Annotated in this window: 15 protein-coding genes and 1 tRNA gene; 8 read left to right on the top strand and 8 right to left on the bottom strand. The window is 61.2% G+C overall.

Annotation, left to right across the window (positions count from 1 at the left end; translation table 11 throughout):
- Positions 1-72 precede the first annotated feature (72 nt).
- Positions 73-2,127 (top strand): response regulator, encoded by a 2,055-nt coding sequence (locus ACSQ8R_RS11090; RefSeq protein ID WP_436253395.1) that lies wholly within the window; start codon positions 73-75, stop codon positions 2,125-2,127.
- 21 nt (positions 2,128-2,148) lie between these two features.
- On the opposite strand, the gene rfbA is transcribed toward ACSQ8R_RS11090, so the two are convergent.
- The 6 genes from rfbA to ACSQ8R_RS11060 form a co-directional block, all read right to left on the bottom strand.
- Positions 2,149-3,057, bottom strand: a complete 909-nt coding sequence (rfbA, locus tag ACSQ8R_RS11085) for a glucose-1-phosphate thymidylyltransferase RfbA (RefSeq protein WP_436253394.1) — start codon at positions 3,055-3,057, stop codon at positions 2,149-2,151.
- A gap of 4 nt (positions 3,058-3,061) precedes the next feature.
- The gene (rfbD, locus tag ACSQ8R_RS11080; RefSeq protein WP_436253393.1) at positions 3,062-3,991 is read right to left on the bottom strand and encodes a dTDP-4-dehydrorhamnose reductase; all 930 of its coding nucleotides are present in this window, start codon (positions 3,989-3,991) and stop codon (positions 3,062-3,064) included.
- Entirely contained in the window at positions 3,988-5,046 is a 1,059-nt protein-coding gene (gene rfbB, locus ACSQ8R_RS11075) for a dTDP-glucose 4,6-dehydratase (RefSeq protein ID WP_436253392.1), read from the bottom strand. Before rfbB ends, rfbD begins: the two co-directional genes overlap by 4 nt.
- Before the next feature lie 28 nt (positions 5,047-5,074).
- Positions 5,075-5,671, bottom strand: coding sequence for a dTDP-4-dehydrorhamnose 3,5-epimerase (rfbC, locus tag ACSQ8R_RS11070; protein ID WP_436255444.1), 597 nt, complete (start codon positions 5,669-5,671; stop codon positions 5,075-5,077).
- Between the two features lie 368 nt (positions 5,672-6,039).
- Positions 6,040-6,113, bottom strand: a tRNA-Gln gene (locus ACSQ8R_RS11065).
- A gap of 169 nt (positions 6,114-6,282) precedes the next feature.
- A complete protein-coding gene (locus ACSQ8R_RS11060) occupies positions 6,283-8,622 on the bottom strand; it encodes a PBP1A family penicillin-binding protein (protein ID WP_436253391.1) in 2,340 nt (779 codons plus the stop codon).
- 194 nt (positions 8,623-8,816) lie between these two features.
- Between ACSQ8R_RS11060 and ACSQ8R_RS11055 the strand changes: the two genes are divergently transcribed.
- Positions 8,817-9,071, top strand: coding sequence for a DUF982 domain-containing protein (locus tag ACSQ8R_RS11055; RefSeq protein ID WP_052753938.1), 255 nt, complete (start codon positions 8,817-8,819; stop codon positions 9,069-9,071).
- Positions 9,072-9,123: 52 nt separating this feature from the next.
- On the opposite strand, the gene ACSQ8R_RS11050 is transcribed toward ACSQ8R_RS11055, so the two are convergent.
- Positions 9,124-10,209 carry an ornithine cyclodeaminase gene (locus ACSQ8R_RS11050; RefSeq protein ID WP_436253390.1) on the bottom strand — a complete coding sequence of 362 codons (1,086 nt, stop codon included), beginning with the start codon at positions 10,207-10,209 and terminating at the stop codon, positions 9,124-9,126.
- Between the two features lie 72 nt (positions 10,210-10,281).
- On the bottom strand, positions 10,282-10,518 hold the full coding sequence (locus ACSQ8R_RS11045) for a BrnA antitoxin family protein (protein ID WP_436253389.1): 237 nt from the start codon (positions 10,516-10,518) through the stop codon (positions 10,282-10,284).
- Positions 10,519-10,895: 377 nt separating this feature from the next.
- Between ACSQ8R_RS11045 and ACSQ8R_RS11040 the strand changes: the two genes are divergently transcribed.
- The 6 genes from ACSQ8R_RS11040 to ACSQ8R_RS11015 all read left to right on the top strand — a co-directional run bounded on the left by ACSQ8R_RS11040 (position 10,896) and on the right by ACSQ8R_RS11015 (position 15,333).
- Entirely contained in the window at positions 10,896-11,282 is a 387-nt protein-coding gene (locus ACSQ8R_RS11040; protein WP_436253388.1) for a RidA family protein, read from the top strand.
- Positions 11,283-11,430: 148 nt separating this feature from the next.
- Positions 11,431-11,577 (top strand): DUF1127 domain-containing protein, encoded by a 147-nt coding sequence (locus tag ACSQ8R_RS11035; RefSeq protein WP_210009004.1) that lies wholly within the window; start codon positions 11,431-11,433, stop codon positions 11,575-11,577.
- 804 nt (positions 11,578-12,381) lie between these two features.
- On the top strand, positions 12,382-13,110 hold the full coding sequence (minC, locus tag ACSQ8R_RS11030; RefSeq protein WP_436253387.1) for a septum site-determining protein MinC: 729 nt from the start codon (positions 12,382-12,384) through the stop codon (positions 13,108-13,110).
- Positions 13,111-13,141: 31 nt separating this feature from the next.
- Complete coding sequence (gene minD, locus ACSQ8R_RS11025) at positions 13,142-13,957, top strand: septum site-determining protein MinD (protein WP_436253386.1); 816 nt, start codon at positions 13,142-13,144, stop codon at positions 13,955-13,957.
- A complete protein-coding gene (minE, locus tag ACSQ8R_RS11020) occupies positions 13,954-14,214 on the top strand; it encodes a cell division topological specificity factor MinE (protein ID WP_038543946.1) in 261 nt (86 codons plus the stop codon). Before minD ends, minE begins: the two co-directional genes overlap by 4 nt.
- Before the next feature lie 135 nt (positions 14,215-14,349).
- A complete protein-coding gene (locus ACSQ8R_RS11015; protein ID WP_436253385.1) occupies positions 14,350-15,333 on the top strand; it encodes a LysR family transcriptional regulator in 984 nt (327 codons plus the stop codon).
- The last annotated feature ends 134 nt before the right edge of the window (positions 15,334-15,467 follow it).

Raw genomic sequence — 15,467 nt, 5'->3', positions numbered from 1 at the left:
CCAAGTTGGCGTTGCAACTTTCCGACTCTGGCTTATTTGATGGAGCGTGAACAACAGATATCGGGGTGTCAGTTGAATCAAACCCGGCCAGCGCTGCTCCTCGTCACGGCGTCGCTGATCCCGCTCATCATTCTCGCCGCCGTGATGGGCAGGTTCTTCATCCAGGAGCAGCAGAACGCGCTCGACGCCGACGTGCGCAGCAAGGCGGTCACCATGGCTGCGACGCTTCAACGCGAGCTCAAGAGCCAGGTTCAGCTTCTGTCCGTGGTTGCGGATTCGCCCCGGCTCGATCCGCCGATACCCCGTTCGGCCTTCGCCGAAACTGCTCGGCGCCTGCGTGAGAGAGTGCCCGAATGGGAGCAGATCCGGATATCGGATGAGAAAGGCGAGATCGTGCTGTCCTCGCCGGTCCTGGACGGTTCGGCTGAGAAACAGGTCGTGGACATGGAGAGCCACCGGACCGTGGTTCGCACCGGCGCCGCTGTGATCGGCAATGTTTCCCTCGGGCCTCGGGGGCAGGCCGCCTTTGCCGTGAGGGTTCCGATCGAGAGGAACGACAAGCTGCGAGCCGTCCTGTCGGTTGTCATCCGCCCGACGATCGTCACAAACCTCCTCTACGCCAACGGGCTCCCGGAAACCTGGGCGGCCTGGATCGTCGACGGCCAGGATCGCCTTGTCGCTTCAACCGGCGCTCCTGCTCTCGCCGGCAATGCGGCAAGCGAGTTCGCAAGTTTTTCCGGAACGGATTTTGGTCTGGCCACGCTCAAAAATGGGCTGGAGGTGCGGGTGGCAGAAGTCGCGCTTGGGGAAACGCCGTGGCGGGTGAGGGTAGGCCTGCCGGTTGCTGAATACGATAGACTGGCGCGCAAGGCGACATTGCTGCTCGCCGCAGCCAGCTGCTTTACGCTGCTGCTCTCGGGTTCGGCTGCATTTCTGTTCCACCGGGAGGTTCGCGCCAGGAACCGCGAACGCGAAAGCATGGCCAACTGGCAGCGCATGGATGCGCTTGGAAAGCTGACTGGCCAGGCAGCGCATGATTTCAACAACCTCCTCATGGTGTTTCAATCGGGCGTCGAGGGCATCAAGCGGAGGCGCAATGACGAGCAGCGGGTGACGCAGCTCCTTTCGCACATGAGCGAAGGAGTGACGAGGGGAAAGGCGATCACGCAACGGCTATTGTCGTTTTCGAGGCGCTCCAATCAGGGGGCAGGGCATGTGGAGCTGGACATCAAGCTCGCCGAATTGAGACCGCTGCTGCGACAGGCCATCGATGACACGATCGTCATGGACATCAACGTTCCGGACGATATCTGGCCCGTTCATGTCGATCCCGCGGGCCTGGAAAACGCGCTGATCAATTTCCTTACCAACGCGCGCGAGGCAATGGGCAGCGGTGGTCAAGTGACGATTTCGGCCAGGAATGTCCTCGACGCCGCCGCGGAAGATCCGACGCTTCAAGGACAATTTGTTGCCTTGACGATCACGGACACCGGAACAGGCGTTACGTCCGAGCATCTCGGGCGGGTGTTCGAGCCGTTTTTCTCTACAAAGAAGAACGGCGGTCCGGGCCTGGGGCTGACCCAGGTTCACAGCTTCGCCAAGGGCAGCGGCGGTGCGGTGAAGGTGGCGAGCGTGGTCGGCCATGGCAGCGCCTTCACGCTGCTCCTTCCCCGGTCAAACGCACAGCGCGTCGCGCGCGAGCCGGTAAAACCGGCGGTGAACCTTCCGGGCAGGCTTTTGATCGTCGATGATACCCCATCATCACTGGAATCGGTGCGCCTGGCGCTGGAAGGGCTGGTTTCCACGATCTTCGTGGCGACAGGTGGCAGCGAGGCAATCGAGGTCCTGGAGCGTCACCCCGAAATCGAGGCGGTGATCAGCGACATCATGATGCCGGGGATGTCCGGCATCGAGCTTGCCGAGGAAATACGTCGAAAGAATTCGCGGCTGCCGGTTGTTCTGATGACCGGCTACAGCGACAAGCTTGAAGCCGGCACGGAGGTCGGGCGCCCGGTTGTGGCGAAGCCGTTCAAGATCGAAGACCTGGCTGCCTCGCTGGAGGCAGCGAAAATGTCGATGGAAAAATCAACAAACGTCGTGCGCCTCGGGATCCCGGCGAAAAGCTGAGCGGCTCGAGAACGCTTCAACCTACCCGACCAGGCTGAGCGGCTTATGGACCTGCGAGGCAATCGGAACCTCCAGAAGCCCGGTCAGGTATCGTCCATAGGCACTCTTCCCATATTGCCTGGCGAGACATTCGAGCTGGCGGGCGTCGATAAAGTTCTGGCGATAGGCGATTTCCTCGGGGCAGGAAATCTTGACGCCTTGTCGGCGTTCAAGCGTCGACACGAATTCGGATGCTTCAAGGAGACTATCGGGCGTGCCTGTGTCGAGCCAGGCATAACCGCGTCCCATCATTTCGACATGGAGCGTACCCCGATCGAGATAGGCCCGGTTGACGTCGGTGATCTCCAGTTCACCCCTGGCGGACGGCCTCAGGTTGGCCGCAATGTCGATGACGTCCTTGTCATAGAAATAGAGGCCTGTGACGGCCCAGCTGGAACGAGGATGTTCCGGCTTCTCCTCGATCGAAGCCGCCCTCATCTGCTCGTCGAACTCGACCACGCCGTAACGCTGCGGGTCGTTGACATGGTAGGCAAAAACGGTGGCGCCGCTTTCCCGCGACATGGCGCTTTTGAAGAGGTCGGTAATGCCATGGCCGAAAAAGATGTTGTCGCCCAGGACCAGGCAGGACGAGCTGGAGCCGATGAAGTCGGCCCCGATGATATAGGCCTGCGCCAGACCGTCAGGAGAGGGCTGTTCCGCATAGGACAACGAGAGGCCCCATTTGGAGCCGTCGCCCAACAGCTGCTGGAAATGCGGCATATCCTTTGGCGTCGATATGACCAGGATGTCGCGAATCCCTGCGAGCATCAGCGTCGACAGCGGATAGTAGATCATCGGCTTGTCATAGATCGGCATCAGCTGCTTCGACAGCACCTGGGTCATCGGGTGTAGCCGCGTGCCGCTGCCGCCGGCGAGAATAATCCCTTTCATCAACTCACCTCCCGTATTGTCTGTTTTCAAGGTCGACCGGCTGCAGAACACGCCTGACGACGTGCCCCGACGAGCCCCGCCAGTCGGGCATCACGACGCCGTGGCGCCTGTACAGTTTCGAACAGTCCAGTTGCGAATTGGCCGGTCGCCGAGCCGGCGTCGGATAGGCGCTGGTTGGAATGCGGACGACCCTTGCCGAAGGCCCGCCGTTCGCTGCCGAAATTCTGAAGATCTCTTCTGCGAAATCCGCCCAGCTCGCCGCGCCCGTTCCGGCCATATGAAAGACACCGCGCAAGGCTGGATCGTTCGAAGCCAAAAGGTTTTGCCCGACCACCATGATGACTTCGGCAATATCGATTGCCGAAGTCGGGTTGCCGATCTGATCGTCGACGACCTGCACCTCTTCCCGAGCCTCGGCGACCTTCAGCATCGTGCGCAGGAAGTTTCGGCCGAAGGGGCTGTAGACCCAGGCGGTGCGAAGGATTGCATGATTTTCGGTTGCTGCGGCGACGTTTCGCTCGCCCACCAGCTTGTCGCGGCCATAGACGCCAAGCGGTGCGACCGGATCGGATTCGACATAGGAGGAGGGCTTGCTGCCGTCGAAGACATAGTCCGTGGACAGATGAACGATTGGGACCCGAAGCGTGTTCGCTACGCGCGCCAGTTCCGCCGGACCTGCAGCGTTGACGGCGAAAGCCGTGGCCCTGTCGATTTCGGCCTGATCGACAGCTGTGAAGGCGGCCGCGGAGACGATCAGGTCGGGTCTGGCGGCCTCGACCGTCGCTGCGATGGTCTCCGGCTTTGCCAGATCGAGTTCGGGACGGCCAAGCGGAATAATCTCGACCTCGCTTTGCCCGATCGCATTCTCGATGAGGGATTGAACGACCTGTCCTCTGAGCCCGGTTACCACGTATCGCCTCGGTTCGCGCATCATCCGGCCCCGGCCTTGAGGAGCCCGAGGCGGCGGCCGTCATATCCTTGCCGGAGCGGCGCCCACCACCATTCATTGTCCAGATACCAGCGTACCGTCTTTTCGATCCCCGTCTCGAAGCTCTCCTCCGCCCTCCAGCCGAGTTCCGTTTCGAGCTTGGTCGCGTCGATCGCATAACGCACATCATGCCCTGGCCGGTCGGCCACGAACTGGATCAGGTTTTCGTGGGGGCGCCCGATCGCGTGCAGATCGTCGAGGATCTTGCAGATCCGCTTGACGACATCGATATTGCTGCGCTCGTTGCGGCCTCCGACATTGTAGGTTTCGCCGACCCTGCCTCGCTCGGCGACAAGATCCAGCGCCCGGGCGTGATCCTCCACATAAAGCCAGTCGCGGATGTTGGCCCCGTTTCCATAAACCGGCAGGGGTTTGCCTTCCAGCGCGTTCAGGATAGTCAGCGGAATGAGCTTTTCCGGGAAGTGGTAGGGGCCGTAGTTGTTCGAGCAGTTGGAGACGACGACCGGCATGCCGTAGGTGCGTGCCCATGCCTTTGCGAGATGGTCCGATGCCGCCTTCGACGCCGAATAGGGCGAGCTTGGATCGTAGGGCGTTGCTTCCGTGAATAGTCCCTTCGCTCCCAGGGAGCCGTAGACCTCGTCGGTCGAGACATGCAGGAAGCGAAAGCGGCTACGGTCTCGGGGAGGAAGATCCTGCCAATATGCGCGCGCGCATTCGAGCATGGTGAAAGAGCCGAGTATATTGGTTTCAACGAATTGCCGCGCACCGAGGATGGAGCGGTCGACATGGCTTTCGGCAGCCAGATGCATCACCCGGTCCGGTCTGAATATCGACATTGCGGAAGCTATCGCCGCGGCATCGCATATATCGATCTTGAGGAACCGGTAGGACGGCTTGCCCTCAACCGACTTCAGCGAGCTCAACGTGCCGGCATAGGTCAGTTTGTCGACGTTCAGGACTTCGTATCCCTTTTCGAGCACGAGGTGTCGGATGACCGCCGACCCGATGAAACCTGCCCCACCCGTTACAAGCACGCGCATGCGTTCGATTACCCCCAAAAAGTTCTCGTCACCGGATCCGACTGCTTCTGCCAAGTTCATCGTTGACGGCATAACTGAAGTTGGATTGAAGCTCCGAGAGCGCAGGCTGCCCCCGATCCTTCTCCGACAGGATTGCCTTGTCCGCAGCGACGGGCCATTCGATCCCAAGCGCCGGATCGCTCCAAAGCAGGCCGCGTTCGTGTTCGGCGCTGTAATAGTCGGTCACTTTGTAGGTGATGACCGTATCTGCCGTCAGCGTGCAGAACCCATGTGCGAAACCTGGCGGCAGCCAAAGCTGGAGAGCATTTTCGGCCGATAGTTCCACCGCGACGAACTTCCCGTAGGTCGGCGATCCGATCCGGATATCAACCGCTACATCCAGAAGTGCGCCGCTGGAACATGACACTAGCTTTCCTTGTGCATGAGGGTGGATTTGAAAGTGGAGGCCGCGAACAGTCCCCGCCTCTGCCGAGTAAGACCTGTTGTCCTGAACGAACGTGAAGGAACCAACTTCCGACTCAAAGAGGTTCTTCCGATACGTTTCCATGAAATAGCCTCGGGGATCGCCGAATTTCTTCGACACCAAAAGAATTACACCCTCAATGGTCGTACCTTCGAAGTGCACAAATTCCTCATGATCCTGAAGTTCCGGCTGTTTAGCTATAAAGCCACACTGATATTCTGAGCGCAATTCGGATGCGGCTCATCAGATGGGCGATGGGATAGTCAATAAGCGGTAGGCTGGAGCCTATGCCGCGTTCTTTGGTTGCCCACACGGCTATGCTGCTCTCACCAGAACAACGGCGTTTGCCGCCAGCCCAGGACCTGGCCGGATGTCAGGGAACGGTGCGGGCAATGGGCACAGCCGCAAATCATCGCCTGTTGTTCAATCGCGATCGGAATCCGTTACCTGGCTCCGGTAGACAGGTGGACTGCTCAGCTACGATTTGCCGGTTCCGGTACCAATGAATGTTAGAATGAACCATCAGAAATTGGCTGGGGCGCCTGGATTCGAACCAGGGATGACGGTACCAAAAACCGTTGCCTTACCGCTTGGCGACGCCCCACCATGATGGCGGCGATGACGCCGCTCAAGGAATGCGAGTTGCTCTAGCAAAGCTTCATTCGGCGAGCAATCACGCAGCGGTCGTTTTTTGTTAAATGTGGTAGTTTCATTCGGCTTTGTAAGTTTACTCCGGCTGATCTGCTGCCGCTGCCCAATCCGGTTGCCGGGGTTCACCTTTCACAAAGCCTGCGCTCACCCCGAAAAGGTTGATAGGTGCAGTCGGAAGCCCGGAAAGACCGGTAGCTGCGGGAGCAGGCGGTGATATTGCAGGAGGGCGCGGCCCCCGGCTCGCCTGCCGCCTGACCCTTGTCCAGATAGGTGTCAGGAGCACGCTCGGCCGCCGCCGCCCGGATGAAGTCCCGCCAGATCCGGGCCGGAAGCGAGCCGCCCGTCACGCCTTTCATCGGCGTGTCGTCGTCATTCCCGACCCAGACGCCGACGACCAGCGGCTCGGTGAAGCCGACAAACCAGGCATCGCGATTGTTCTGGCTGGTGCCTGTCTTGCCGGCGGCGAAGGTGCCGGGATCCGCATCGCGGCCGGTGCCGCGTTCGACGACCAGCTGCAGCAGGCCGAGGAGGTCGGACTGATAGGGTGAGAGATCGATGGAAGGCGCTGACCTTTCGCCTACCCTGAAGGCCTGGGACTGGCCCGCTGCCTGAAAATCGATAATCCCCCACGGCTCGACCGGCGCCTTCCCCAGACGAACCGATGCATAGGCGCTGGTGAGATCGAGCAGATTGACCTCCGAAGTGCCGAGCGCCAGGGACGGCGTCGGCGCGAGCGGCGTGTCGATGCCGAGTTCCCTGGCGGCCGAAATGACGTTATCGAGCCCGACTTCCTGCGCAAGGGCGACGGTTGCGGCATTCAACGAACGGGCGAAAGCTTCCGCCAACGTCACCCAACCACGGTAACCGCCGCCCGAGTTTTCGGGCGACCAGCCGTCAATCTCGATCGGAGCGTCGAGGACGCGGTCGGAAAGGGTCAGTCCCTTTTTCAAGGCCGCGTAATAAACGAACAGTTTGAAGGTGGAGCCGGGCTGCCGCATCGCCGTGACGGCGCGGTTGAACTGGCTGGTCTTGTAGTCGTGCCCACCGACCATGGCGACGACCGCGCCTTCGGGTGTCATTGCCACAAGCGCCGCCTGGCTTGCTCCGAGCGTCTTTCCGTCTTCGTCCAGAGCCTGTGCAACAACCCTTTCGGCAATACGCTGCAGGCGCGGCACGAGCGTCGTGCGCACCGTCGTCGATCCCGGCGAGGTGCCGGCGATCTCGCTTGCCTGCGGCGATATCCAGTCGGCGAACCAGCTTCCCGAGCGCGGCGTCGGTCTTGTGGGGCGAAGTTTGCCGAACTCCGCCTTCGCGGCCGCGGCTTCGTCGGGCGTCAGCTTGCCGTTGGCGACCATTGCGGCGAGCACCGTCGCCGTTCGCTGACGGGCGCCTTCGAAATTGGCGATGGGGTTCAGTTGGCTCGGCGCCTTCAGGAGGCCGGCGAGCATTGCAGACTCCGAGACGTCGAGGTCCCCGATGTCCTTGTTGAAATAGACCCGCGCGGCGGCCGGCATTCCGGTAGCCCCCGAGCCGAGATAGGTGGTGTTCAGATACCGGGTGAGGATTTCCTGCTTGCCGAGCTTCCATTCGAGCCAGAATGCGATGACCACTTCCTGGATCTTACGCTTCAGCGTTCGGTCGCTTTCCAGATATTGCACCTTGATCAATTGCTGCGTGATCGTGCTGCCGCCCTGGGCGACCGTGCCCGCCTGAAAGTTGCGGATCAGAGCACGGCCGATACCCTGTGGATCGATACCGTAATGGTCCATGAACCGCCTGTCCTCGATCGACAGGACGGCGTCGATCAGGGACTGCGGGAACTTGCCGTAGGCGGCATACGGCCCTTGATAGGGGCCCTGTCGGACAAGCGGCGCTCCGTCCGCCGTTTCCAGCACGATGACCGGCTTCAGCGTGCCAGCGGCAATCTCCCACCATGGCACGTCCTTCAATGCCCATGTCAGGACGCCCGCCAGGACAAGGACGCAGGTCAATGATGCGAGTGCGGCCGCGGTTATCCACGACCATCGCCTGGATGGGCCATCCTGCCGTGAAAAGCGCAGCCAATGCGTCAGGGCGGTTATTCGCAAAAGGGCTTTCCCGCGGAAGGCTGAAAGGTGCTTCGCCGTCGCTGCGGATGTCGGGTTTGGTACTTGCCCTTTCGGCCCCGAATATCTCTCCCGAAGAGTGGCAGCGGCTTTCCTCATCCGGAGGGAACCCGATCGCCACGAAGTTCCGAGATCATGCCGGAGCGCGGCCAGCAATTCACGGACGGCCCGTCCGCTTTGCCCAAAAGCCGGAGCGGAACTGCCGCTCGCTTTCGGCTCGTCCGCACTGGAGCGTTCTTCGCGACGCTCGCCGGTCTCCGGCGCGCCTTCCGGTGCCGCCTCGACCTCAGTCACGCGCGCAGGCTCGCTGTGGGCATGTTCATCCGGGTTGTTGGAGCGGTCCTCAGGGCGGGTCATTCACTGCGTAACGGTTGGATTTTGAAAAGGGAACTAGAGCATCTTAGCGCAAAAGGAAGATGCCGTGGCGCCTGTCGGTAATCACAAGCGGCGATGTTCTACTCCCAATGGGGTAAGTCAGGTCAAATAGATAGGCGGCGGAAGCCGTGTCACACTCCGATCCGCAAGCTTTGATCCGCAAGCGGAGGAAATGCATGAAAAAACGGGTGAAAAGCGATCCGAACTGGCCGGAGCCGGTGGTCGTGGCGGTCGGGCGGCGATCTCCGGAGATTATTCGAACTCCCGCGGAGGCCTTGATCTATCTCACCAACAAATGGCCGGCGGCGCGCAACGAACGCTATCGGGCGGCGACCGAGGTCTGCTCCGCCGCGCTGCGCAGGCAGATAGACGCGGCAGCCGCGCGTGAGACGTTCCTATCCGCCGCACTCGAGGCGGGAATGCTCCAATAAGCCTGCTGGGTGCGAACGGCATGAAATCCGGAGCACCCATGTCGCGGTTGTGTTATCCGTTCGGAATCGAGTTCCGCGTCGTTGCTTTCCGCGAGACTTCGCGCCGGAGCAGCATGCCGAACAGGTCGCGCGGCTCGTCAGGGTCTGCGAGGAGGTCGAGATTTTCGTAAAGCCCGGTGCCGGCGAGCTTGTCGCGGATATAACGAAGCGCCGAAAAATCCTCGGTCGCAAAACCGACGCTGTCGAACAGCGTCACCTGAGCGCTGCTCGTCCTGCCCGTCGCAAGACCGGAGATCACCTGCCATAGTTCGGTGACAGGGTAATCCGCCGGCATCTGCTGGATCTCGCCTTCGACACGCGTCTGCGGCGGATATTCGACGAATATGTCCGAGCGCAGCAGGATGGCCTTGTGAAGCTCGGTCTTGCCGGGGCAGTCGCCTCCGACCGCGTTGATGTGCACACCCGGTCCGACCATGTTGTCGGTGAGGATGGTGGCGTTCTGTTTGTCCGCCGTTGCGGTGGTGATCACATGGGCACCCTCGACGGCCTCCTCAGGCGAGTGGCATCGCAGGATTTCAAAGCCCATCCCGGAAAGATTTCTGGCACATCGTTCGGTGGCATGCGGGTCGATGTCGTAGAGTCGCAGCTTCTTGATGCCGACCAGTGCCTTGAAGGCGATCGCCTGGAACTCGCTCTGCGCGCCATTGCCGATGATCGCCATGCAATCGGCACCTTCCGGCGCCAGATATTTGGCCGCCACGGCCGAGGTCGCCGCGGTGCGCAGTGCGGTCAGGATGGTCATTTCGGAAATCAGGAGCGGGTAGCCGCTGTCGACATCGGAGAGTACCCCGAAGGCCGTAACGGTCTGGCGTCCGGTGCGGGTATTCTTGGGGTGGCCGTTGACGTATTTGAAGCCATAAAGCGTGCCGTCGCTGGCGGGCATCAGCTCGATCACGCCTTCCTGAGAGTGGGAGGCGATACGCGCCACCTTGTCGAAGGCCTCCCAACGGCGGAAATCCGCCTCGATATAGGCTGAAAGCTCCGTGAGGAAGTTCTCAACGCCGACGTTCAGGACGAGATCCATCATGTTCTCGACGCTGATGAACGGCACGATGTTCAGGTTTGGCAAAGCTGGCATGGTCGTCTCCTTGGGGGGATCATATCCTTTTCAGGCAGCGCACGCCATGCATGCCGTGGCGGTTGCCGTCATTCACCCCTTGTCGTTCATCGCCTCACGGAGCACATCGTTGATGCGATCCTGCCAGCCGGGGCCGTCCTCCTGGAAATAGGCGAGCACGTCGCTGTCCAACTTCAGGGACACAAGCTCCTTGACGTTCGGCGGCGCGCGCCGCTCGACGGCAGGAGCCGGAGCGGCCTTCCTGGTCGGCGCAAACAGAGCCTCTGCGGCGTCTAGCGGATTGACGGGCCGGCGTGGGGGACGTGTCATGATCATCTCCGTCGAAAGGAAGGGGCCGTTGCGGTTGCGGCCTGCAGAAGCGGCTCCCGTCCCGAACTATCAGCAAGCATGGCGAAATAGCAATCGCCGCGCAGGAACGAGCCGGCGAGTGCACGATCCGGACGCAGGTCGGACACCTTGACGATCGAACCAGAAGACGTCTATCTCGCCGCGAAAGCTCACTGTCGAGCCTGCTGGAAGTCCGGATCGACGAGACGGAGCGTTGCGCCTGGTTGCTGTTCGGGACGACCCGCAACGGCGAATAGGCCGGTCGACAATCTAGATCTATAAAGACATCACCGCGGCGGCCGCATCGCTGCCTCCGCGTCACCGTCTCGTTCATCGTTCAAAATCAGCATAGGCATTTCATGATCCAGGACTTCTCTTCCATCATTCAGCGGTTCGGTGTGGGCAGCCGCGGAAGTTCGGCCGTCGTGCATCAGGGCACCGGCTATTTCGCGGTGACGCCACAGTCACCCTATGACGGTGATTTGAGCACCGCCGAACAGACCCGGCAGTTGCTGGCCAAGGCCGAAGCGCGCCTCGCCGAAATCGGCAGCGCCAAGCAGGGCCTGATCTTCTGCGCCATCATGCTTGCCGACATGGAGGGTTATGCCGAAATGAACGAAGTCTGGGACGCCTGGGTTTCGGGCATGGCCCCGCCCGCGCGGGCCTGTTTCGAGGCGCGGCTTGCCAATCCCAACCTCAAGGTCGAGATGATCATGGTGTGCGCTGCGGAATCCGCTGAGGCATAGTTTCGGGATCAATGCGCATGATGCATGGGTGGCCTGAGGTATTGTTGCTTTTCAGGGCAGTTCCGCGCCTCTATATCACTGTCATCAAACGACGCCGGAGCCAAGAACGGTCGCTGACGTCAGACCGTCTCAAGAAAGGGACCCGATCATGAACGTAGCACGCTCTTTCAACAACTGGCGCAAGTATCGTCAGACCGTCTCCGAACTCGGCCGCATGACTAGCCGCGAGCTGCAGGACCTCGGCATCGACCGCGCCGACATCCGCAACGTCGCCCGCGCAGCCATCGGTCGCTGACCTTAGTATCCCTGCCTGGAATCTGCATGACGCCCGCCATTGCCGCGGGCGTTTTCGTGTCGGCAGGCGCCGGGGCAGGGGGCCGCCTCTTCAAACATCTCCCATCCGATGTTCGGTATGCGTTTTTCGTATAGCTGCACTGCAACATAATGACTATCAATCCAGCCAGATCGGTATATAGTCATATTTATCGAAGCAATGCACCTCCTCCCGCAGAGCTTCGTGTTATCAGGCGTCCCACTCCTCCTCCCAGGGGCGTCTGTAGGAACGGCGGCACTCCTCCTCCCAGCCGCTGTTCGGTTCTTTTCGGAAAGCCTGCCGCACCTCCTCCCGCGGCAGGCTTTTTCGTTTTGGGGCTGAGGGTTTCCCGAATTCGAGTTGCAGGCATTCGAGCGCGCCCCTGGCGGGGTCTGCGGCGATATCGATTCGTGCTTGAAAGTCGCGCGCACGGCGGGGCGAGTTCTCCCGCGAGATGGCTACGGCTGCCGGAAGCGCTTTCGAATTGCCCTGAGCGGGTCGCGGAGTCCCGCGGCAAGGCCGAATCAATGTGACAGTTCGGAATCACAGCCGTCACCGAAGCGCCGGAAAAGATGGTTCATGGCCTGTGCTCCGTGTCGTGGTGGCCAGCCATTTTCCTCCTCACGCCCGACCTTCGCTTCATCGCCAGGCCGATATCTGCCAAGCCGCGCTTGGTGGAAGGGAAGATCGTAACGATCGGTTAAAACCAGGCTCTCCGTGGGGTCTCTGTTTACCTTTTGTTAACCATGCTGGCGCTAGAAATCAGTCAACGATTTCTTTACGCAGATGACCAAAATGCTAACGGACGCTCGATCTATCCGCATCAAGGGCCGCTCATTTCTGGCGGTCGTCCTTGCCCCCGATCTTCCCTTCGACGACTGGCTCATCAGGCTGGACGACCTTGCGGCGCGTTCTGCGGGTTTCTTTCTGGGGCGGCCTCTCGTGCTCGACGTGACCGATCTGCCGATCGATCGCGCCCAGCTGAAGGATCTCATCGCCGAGCTGGCGGGGCGCAACGTCAATATCATGGGCATCGAGGGCGGTCGTCCTTCGATCCTTGGTCCCGGCATGCCGCCGGCGCTCAAAGGCGGTCGTCCGGTCTCCGACGAGGCCGTCGCCAGGGAGCCGATCATCGAGCTTCGCAACGGCGAGCCGAAGCCGGCCGCGCCGGAGGTTCGTTCCGCGTTGCAGTCGGTGGTCATCCGCGAGCCGGTCCGCTCGGGCCAGTCGGTCATCTTTCCGGAAGGCGACGTGACGGTCATAGGCTCGGTCGCGTCAGGGGCCGAAATCATCGCCGGCGGATCGATCCATATCTATGGGGCCCTGCGTGGCCGTGCCATGGCGGGATCGCTCGGAAACGCGTCGGCGCGCATCTTCTGCCGCAAGCTCGAAGCCGAGCTGGTGGCAATCGACGGCATCTACAAGATGGCGGAAGACATGGCCCCGGGCCTTCGCGGACAGTCAGTCCAGCTTTGGCTCGAAGGGGATTCGATCATTGCAGAGAAACTTATTTGAGCCGAAGCCGGCCAGCAAACAGGAGAGCAAGATGGGGAAAGTCATCGTAGTCACTTCAGGCAAGGGCGGGGTTGGCAAGACGACCTCGACTGCCGCATTGGGAGCAGCTCTGGCTCAGCGAAACGAACGGGTGGTCGTCGTCGATTTTGACGTCGGGCTGCGCAATCTCGACCTGGTGATGGGCGCCGAGCGCAGGGTCGTCTACGACCTGATCAACGTCATTCAGGGCGAAGCCAAGCTTTCGCAGGCGCTGATCCGCGACAAGCGGCTGGAGACGCTGTTCCTGCTGCCGGCTTCGCAGACGCGCGACAAGGACAATCTGACACCCGAGGGCGTGGAGCGGGTCATTACCGAGCTGAAGCGGGTCTTCGACTGGGTCATCTGCGACAGCCCCGCCGGGATCGAAAGTGGCGCAACGCTTGCCATGCGCCACGCCGACATGGCGGTGGTGGTGACCAACCCGGAAGTATCGTCCGTCCGAGACTCGGACCGCATCATCGGCCTGCTGGATTCGAAGACTTTGAAGGCCGAGCGCGGCGAGCGCATGGAAAAGCACCTGCTTCTGACACGCTACGACGCCAACCGCGCTGAGCGGGGCGACATGCTGAAGGTCGAGGACGTGCTGGAAATCCTCTCCATCCCGCTGATCGGCATCATTCCGGAAAGCATGGATGTCCTGCGGGCTTCGAACATCGGCGCACCGGTCACGCTGGCAGACGCGCGCAGCGCACCGGCCATGGCCTATTTCGATGCCGCCCGCCGGCTTGCCGGAGAAGTTCTGCCGATCACGATCCCCGGGGAAAAGCGGGGGATATTCGGCAAGATCTTCGCACGGAGGGCCGCATGACCATATTCAATCTCTTCCGCAAACAGCGTTCCGCACCCACGGCCCGCGAACGCCTGCAGGTGCTCCTCGCCCACGAACGCTCATCGAACGGCTCAGACCTCGTATCCCTGCTTCGGGAGGAGATCCTTGCCGTGATTGCCAAACACGTGCAGGTCGACAGCGACAAGGTGCAGGTCAAGATGGATCGCGACGAGAACGTCACGATCCTCGAGATCGACGTCGAGATCCCGCTGGATGCCGTCAGCCAGGCCGCCTGAGGCTATAGACTACCCTGGATTCGGTTCGAAACGCGGATAACCCTGTTGTCCGCGTTTTCTCTTGAGTGACGAAGGCGGCGTGTCTGGCACGTCGCTTGCTTCGTAATACGGTTGTCCCTGCAAGAGGAAACGGCCGTGTACGCGAACATAAATCCCTCCATCGACGTCAGGTTGCTGCGCACCACCTATCTGCTGCTCAGGGAGCGCAATGTCTCCAAAGTCGCGGTGCTGCTCGGACACAGCCAGCCGGCGGTGAGCGCCTGCCTCAAGAAGGCGAGGGAGATCTTCTCTGATCCGCTTCTCGTGCGCAGCGGCCAGAAACTGGTGCTCACCGAGCGTGGCGAAGAGGTGATGACCTCGATCGCGGGCATGCTCGAAGGCCTGCTGGACACCCTGAACCGCAGCAGCCAATTCGATCCCGGCATGGTCCACAGCCGGATGCGGATTGCCGCGGTCAACTGCTTCGGAACCTTCCTCATCCCGCCGATCGCCACGAGCATCCGAAACGAGGCGCCCGGCATTTCGGTCGATTTCTTTGCGCCCTCCGAACAGAGCGATCTGATCGAGGACCTGGGTTCTGGCCGGGTCGACATGGTGATCGGCAACTGGCCGGCGCCGCAACAGAGCCTGAAGTCGAGTACACTCCTGCATTGTGACATCGCCTGCGTGGTGCAGAAATCCAATCCGCTGGCGCGGCTCGGCCGTCTGCCGCTCGACGCCTATCTCGACGCCGATCACGTCTCACCGACGCCCGGCTCGAATGCCGTCTACAGCCCGATCGACGGCCGGCTGGCGCAGCTCGGGCATCGTCGGCGCATCGCCATGTCGGTGCCGGAATATGCTTTGATTCCAGCGATCCTTGCGGAAACGGACCTGATCTTCACCACCGCTAGACCCTATGCCGAATATATCGTCGCTAACGCGCCGGCCAATCATCTGCAGCTCGTCGAAGCGCCGCGGGAGTTCGACCAGATGAACCTCTACCTCCTGTGGCATGAACGGGCCCATAATAGCGGCGCCAACCGCTGGCTGCGGAACGTCATCCGCACCGTGGCGCGCCGTTTCGACCAGACGCTGCATCCCGTGCCATCCGCAATTCCGCTGCGGGCGGTCTCCTGAGGTCTTTCGGTATAAGCAAACGGATATACCCGCTATCGACGACCATGGCATTCACCCAGGGAGCAAATTTGCCCATGCTGCAGGCAGGATTTACATCTGCCAAACAATTGAGCAGGCAGATTTAGCGCCGGGGA

It is taken from the genome of Neorhizobium sp. LjRoot104 (assembly GCF_964253725.1).
In the GTDB taxonomy this organism is placed as follows: domain Bacteria; phylum Pseudomonadota; class Alphaproteobacteria; order Rhizobiales; family Rhizobiaceae; genus Neorhizobium.
The sequence above is the reverse complement of the archived record's forward strand: the minus strand, read 5'-3'. Positions and strand labels throughout refer to the sequence as shown.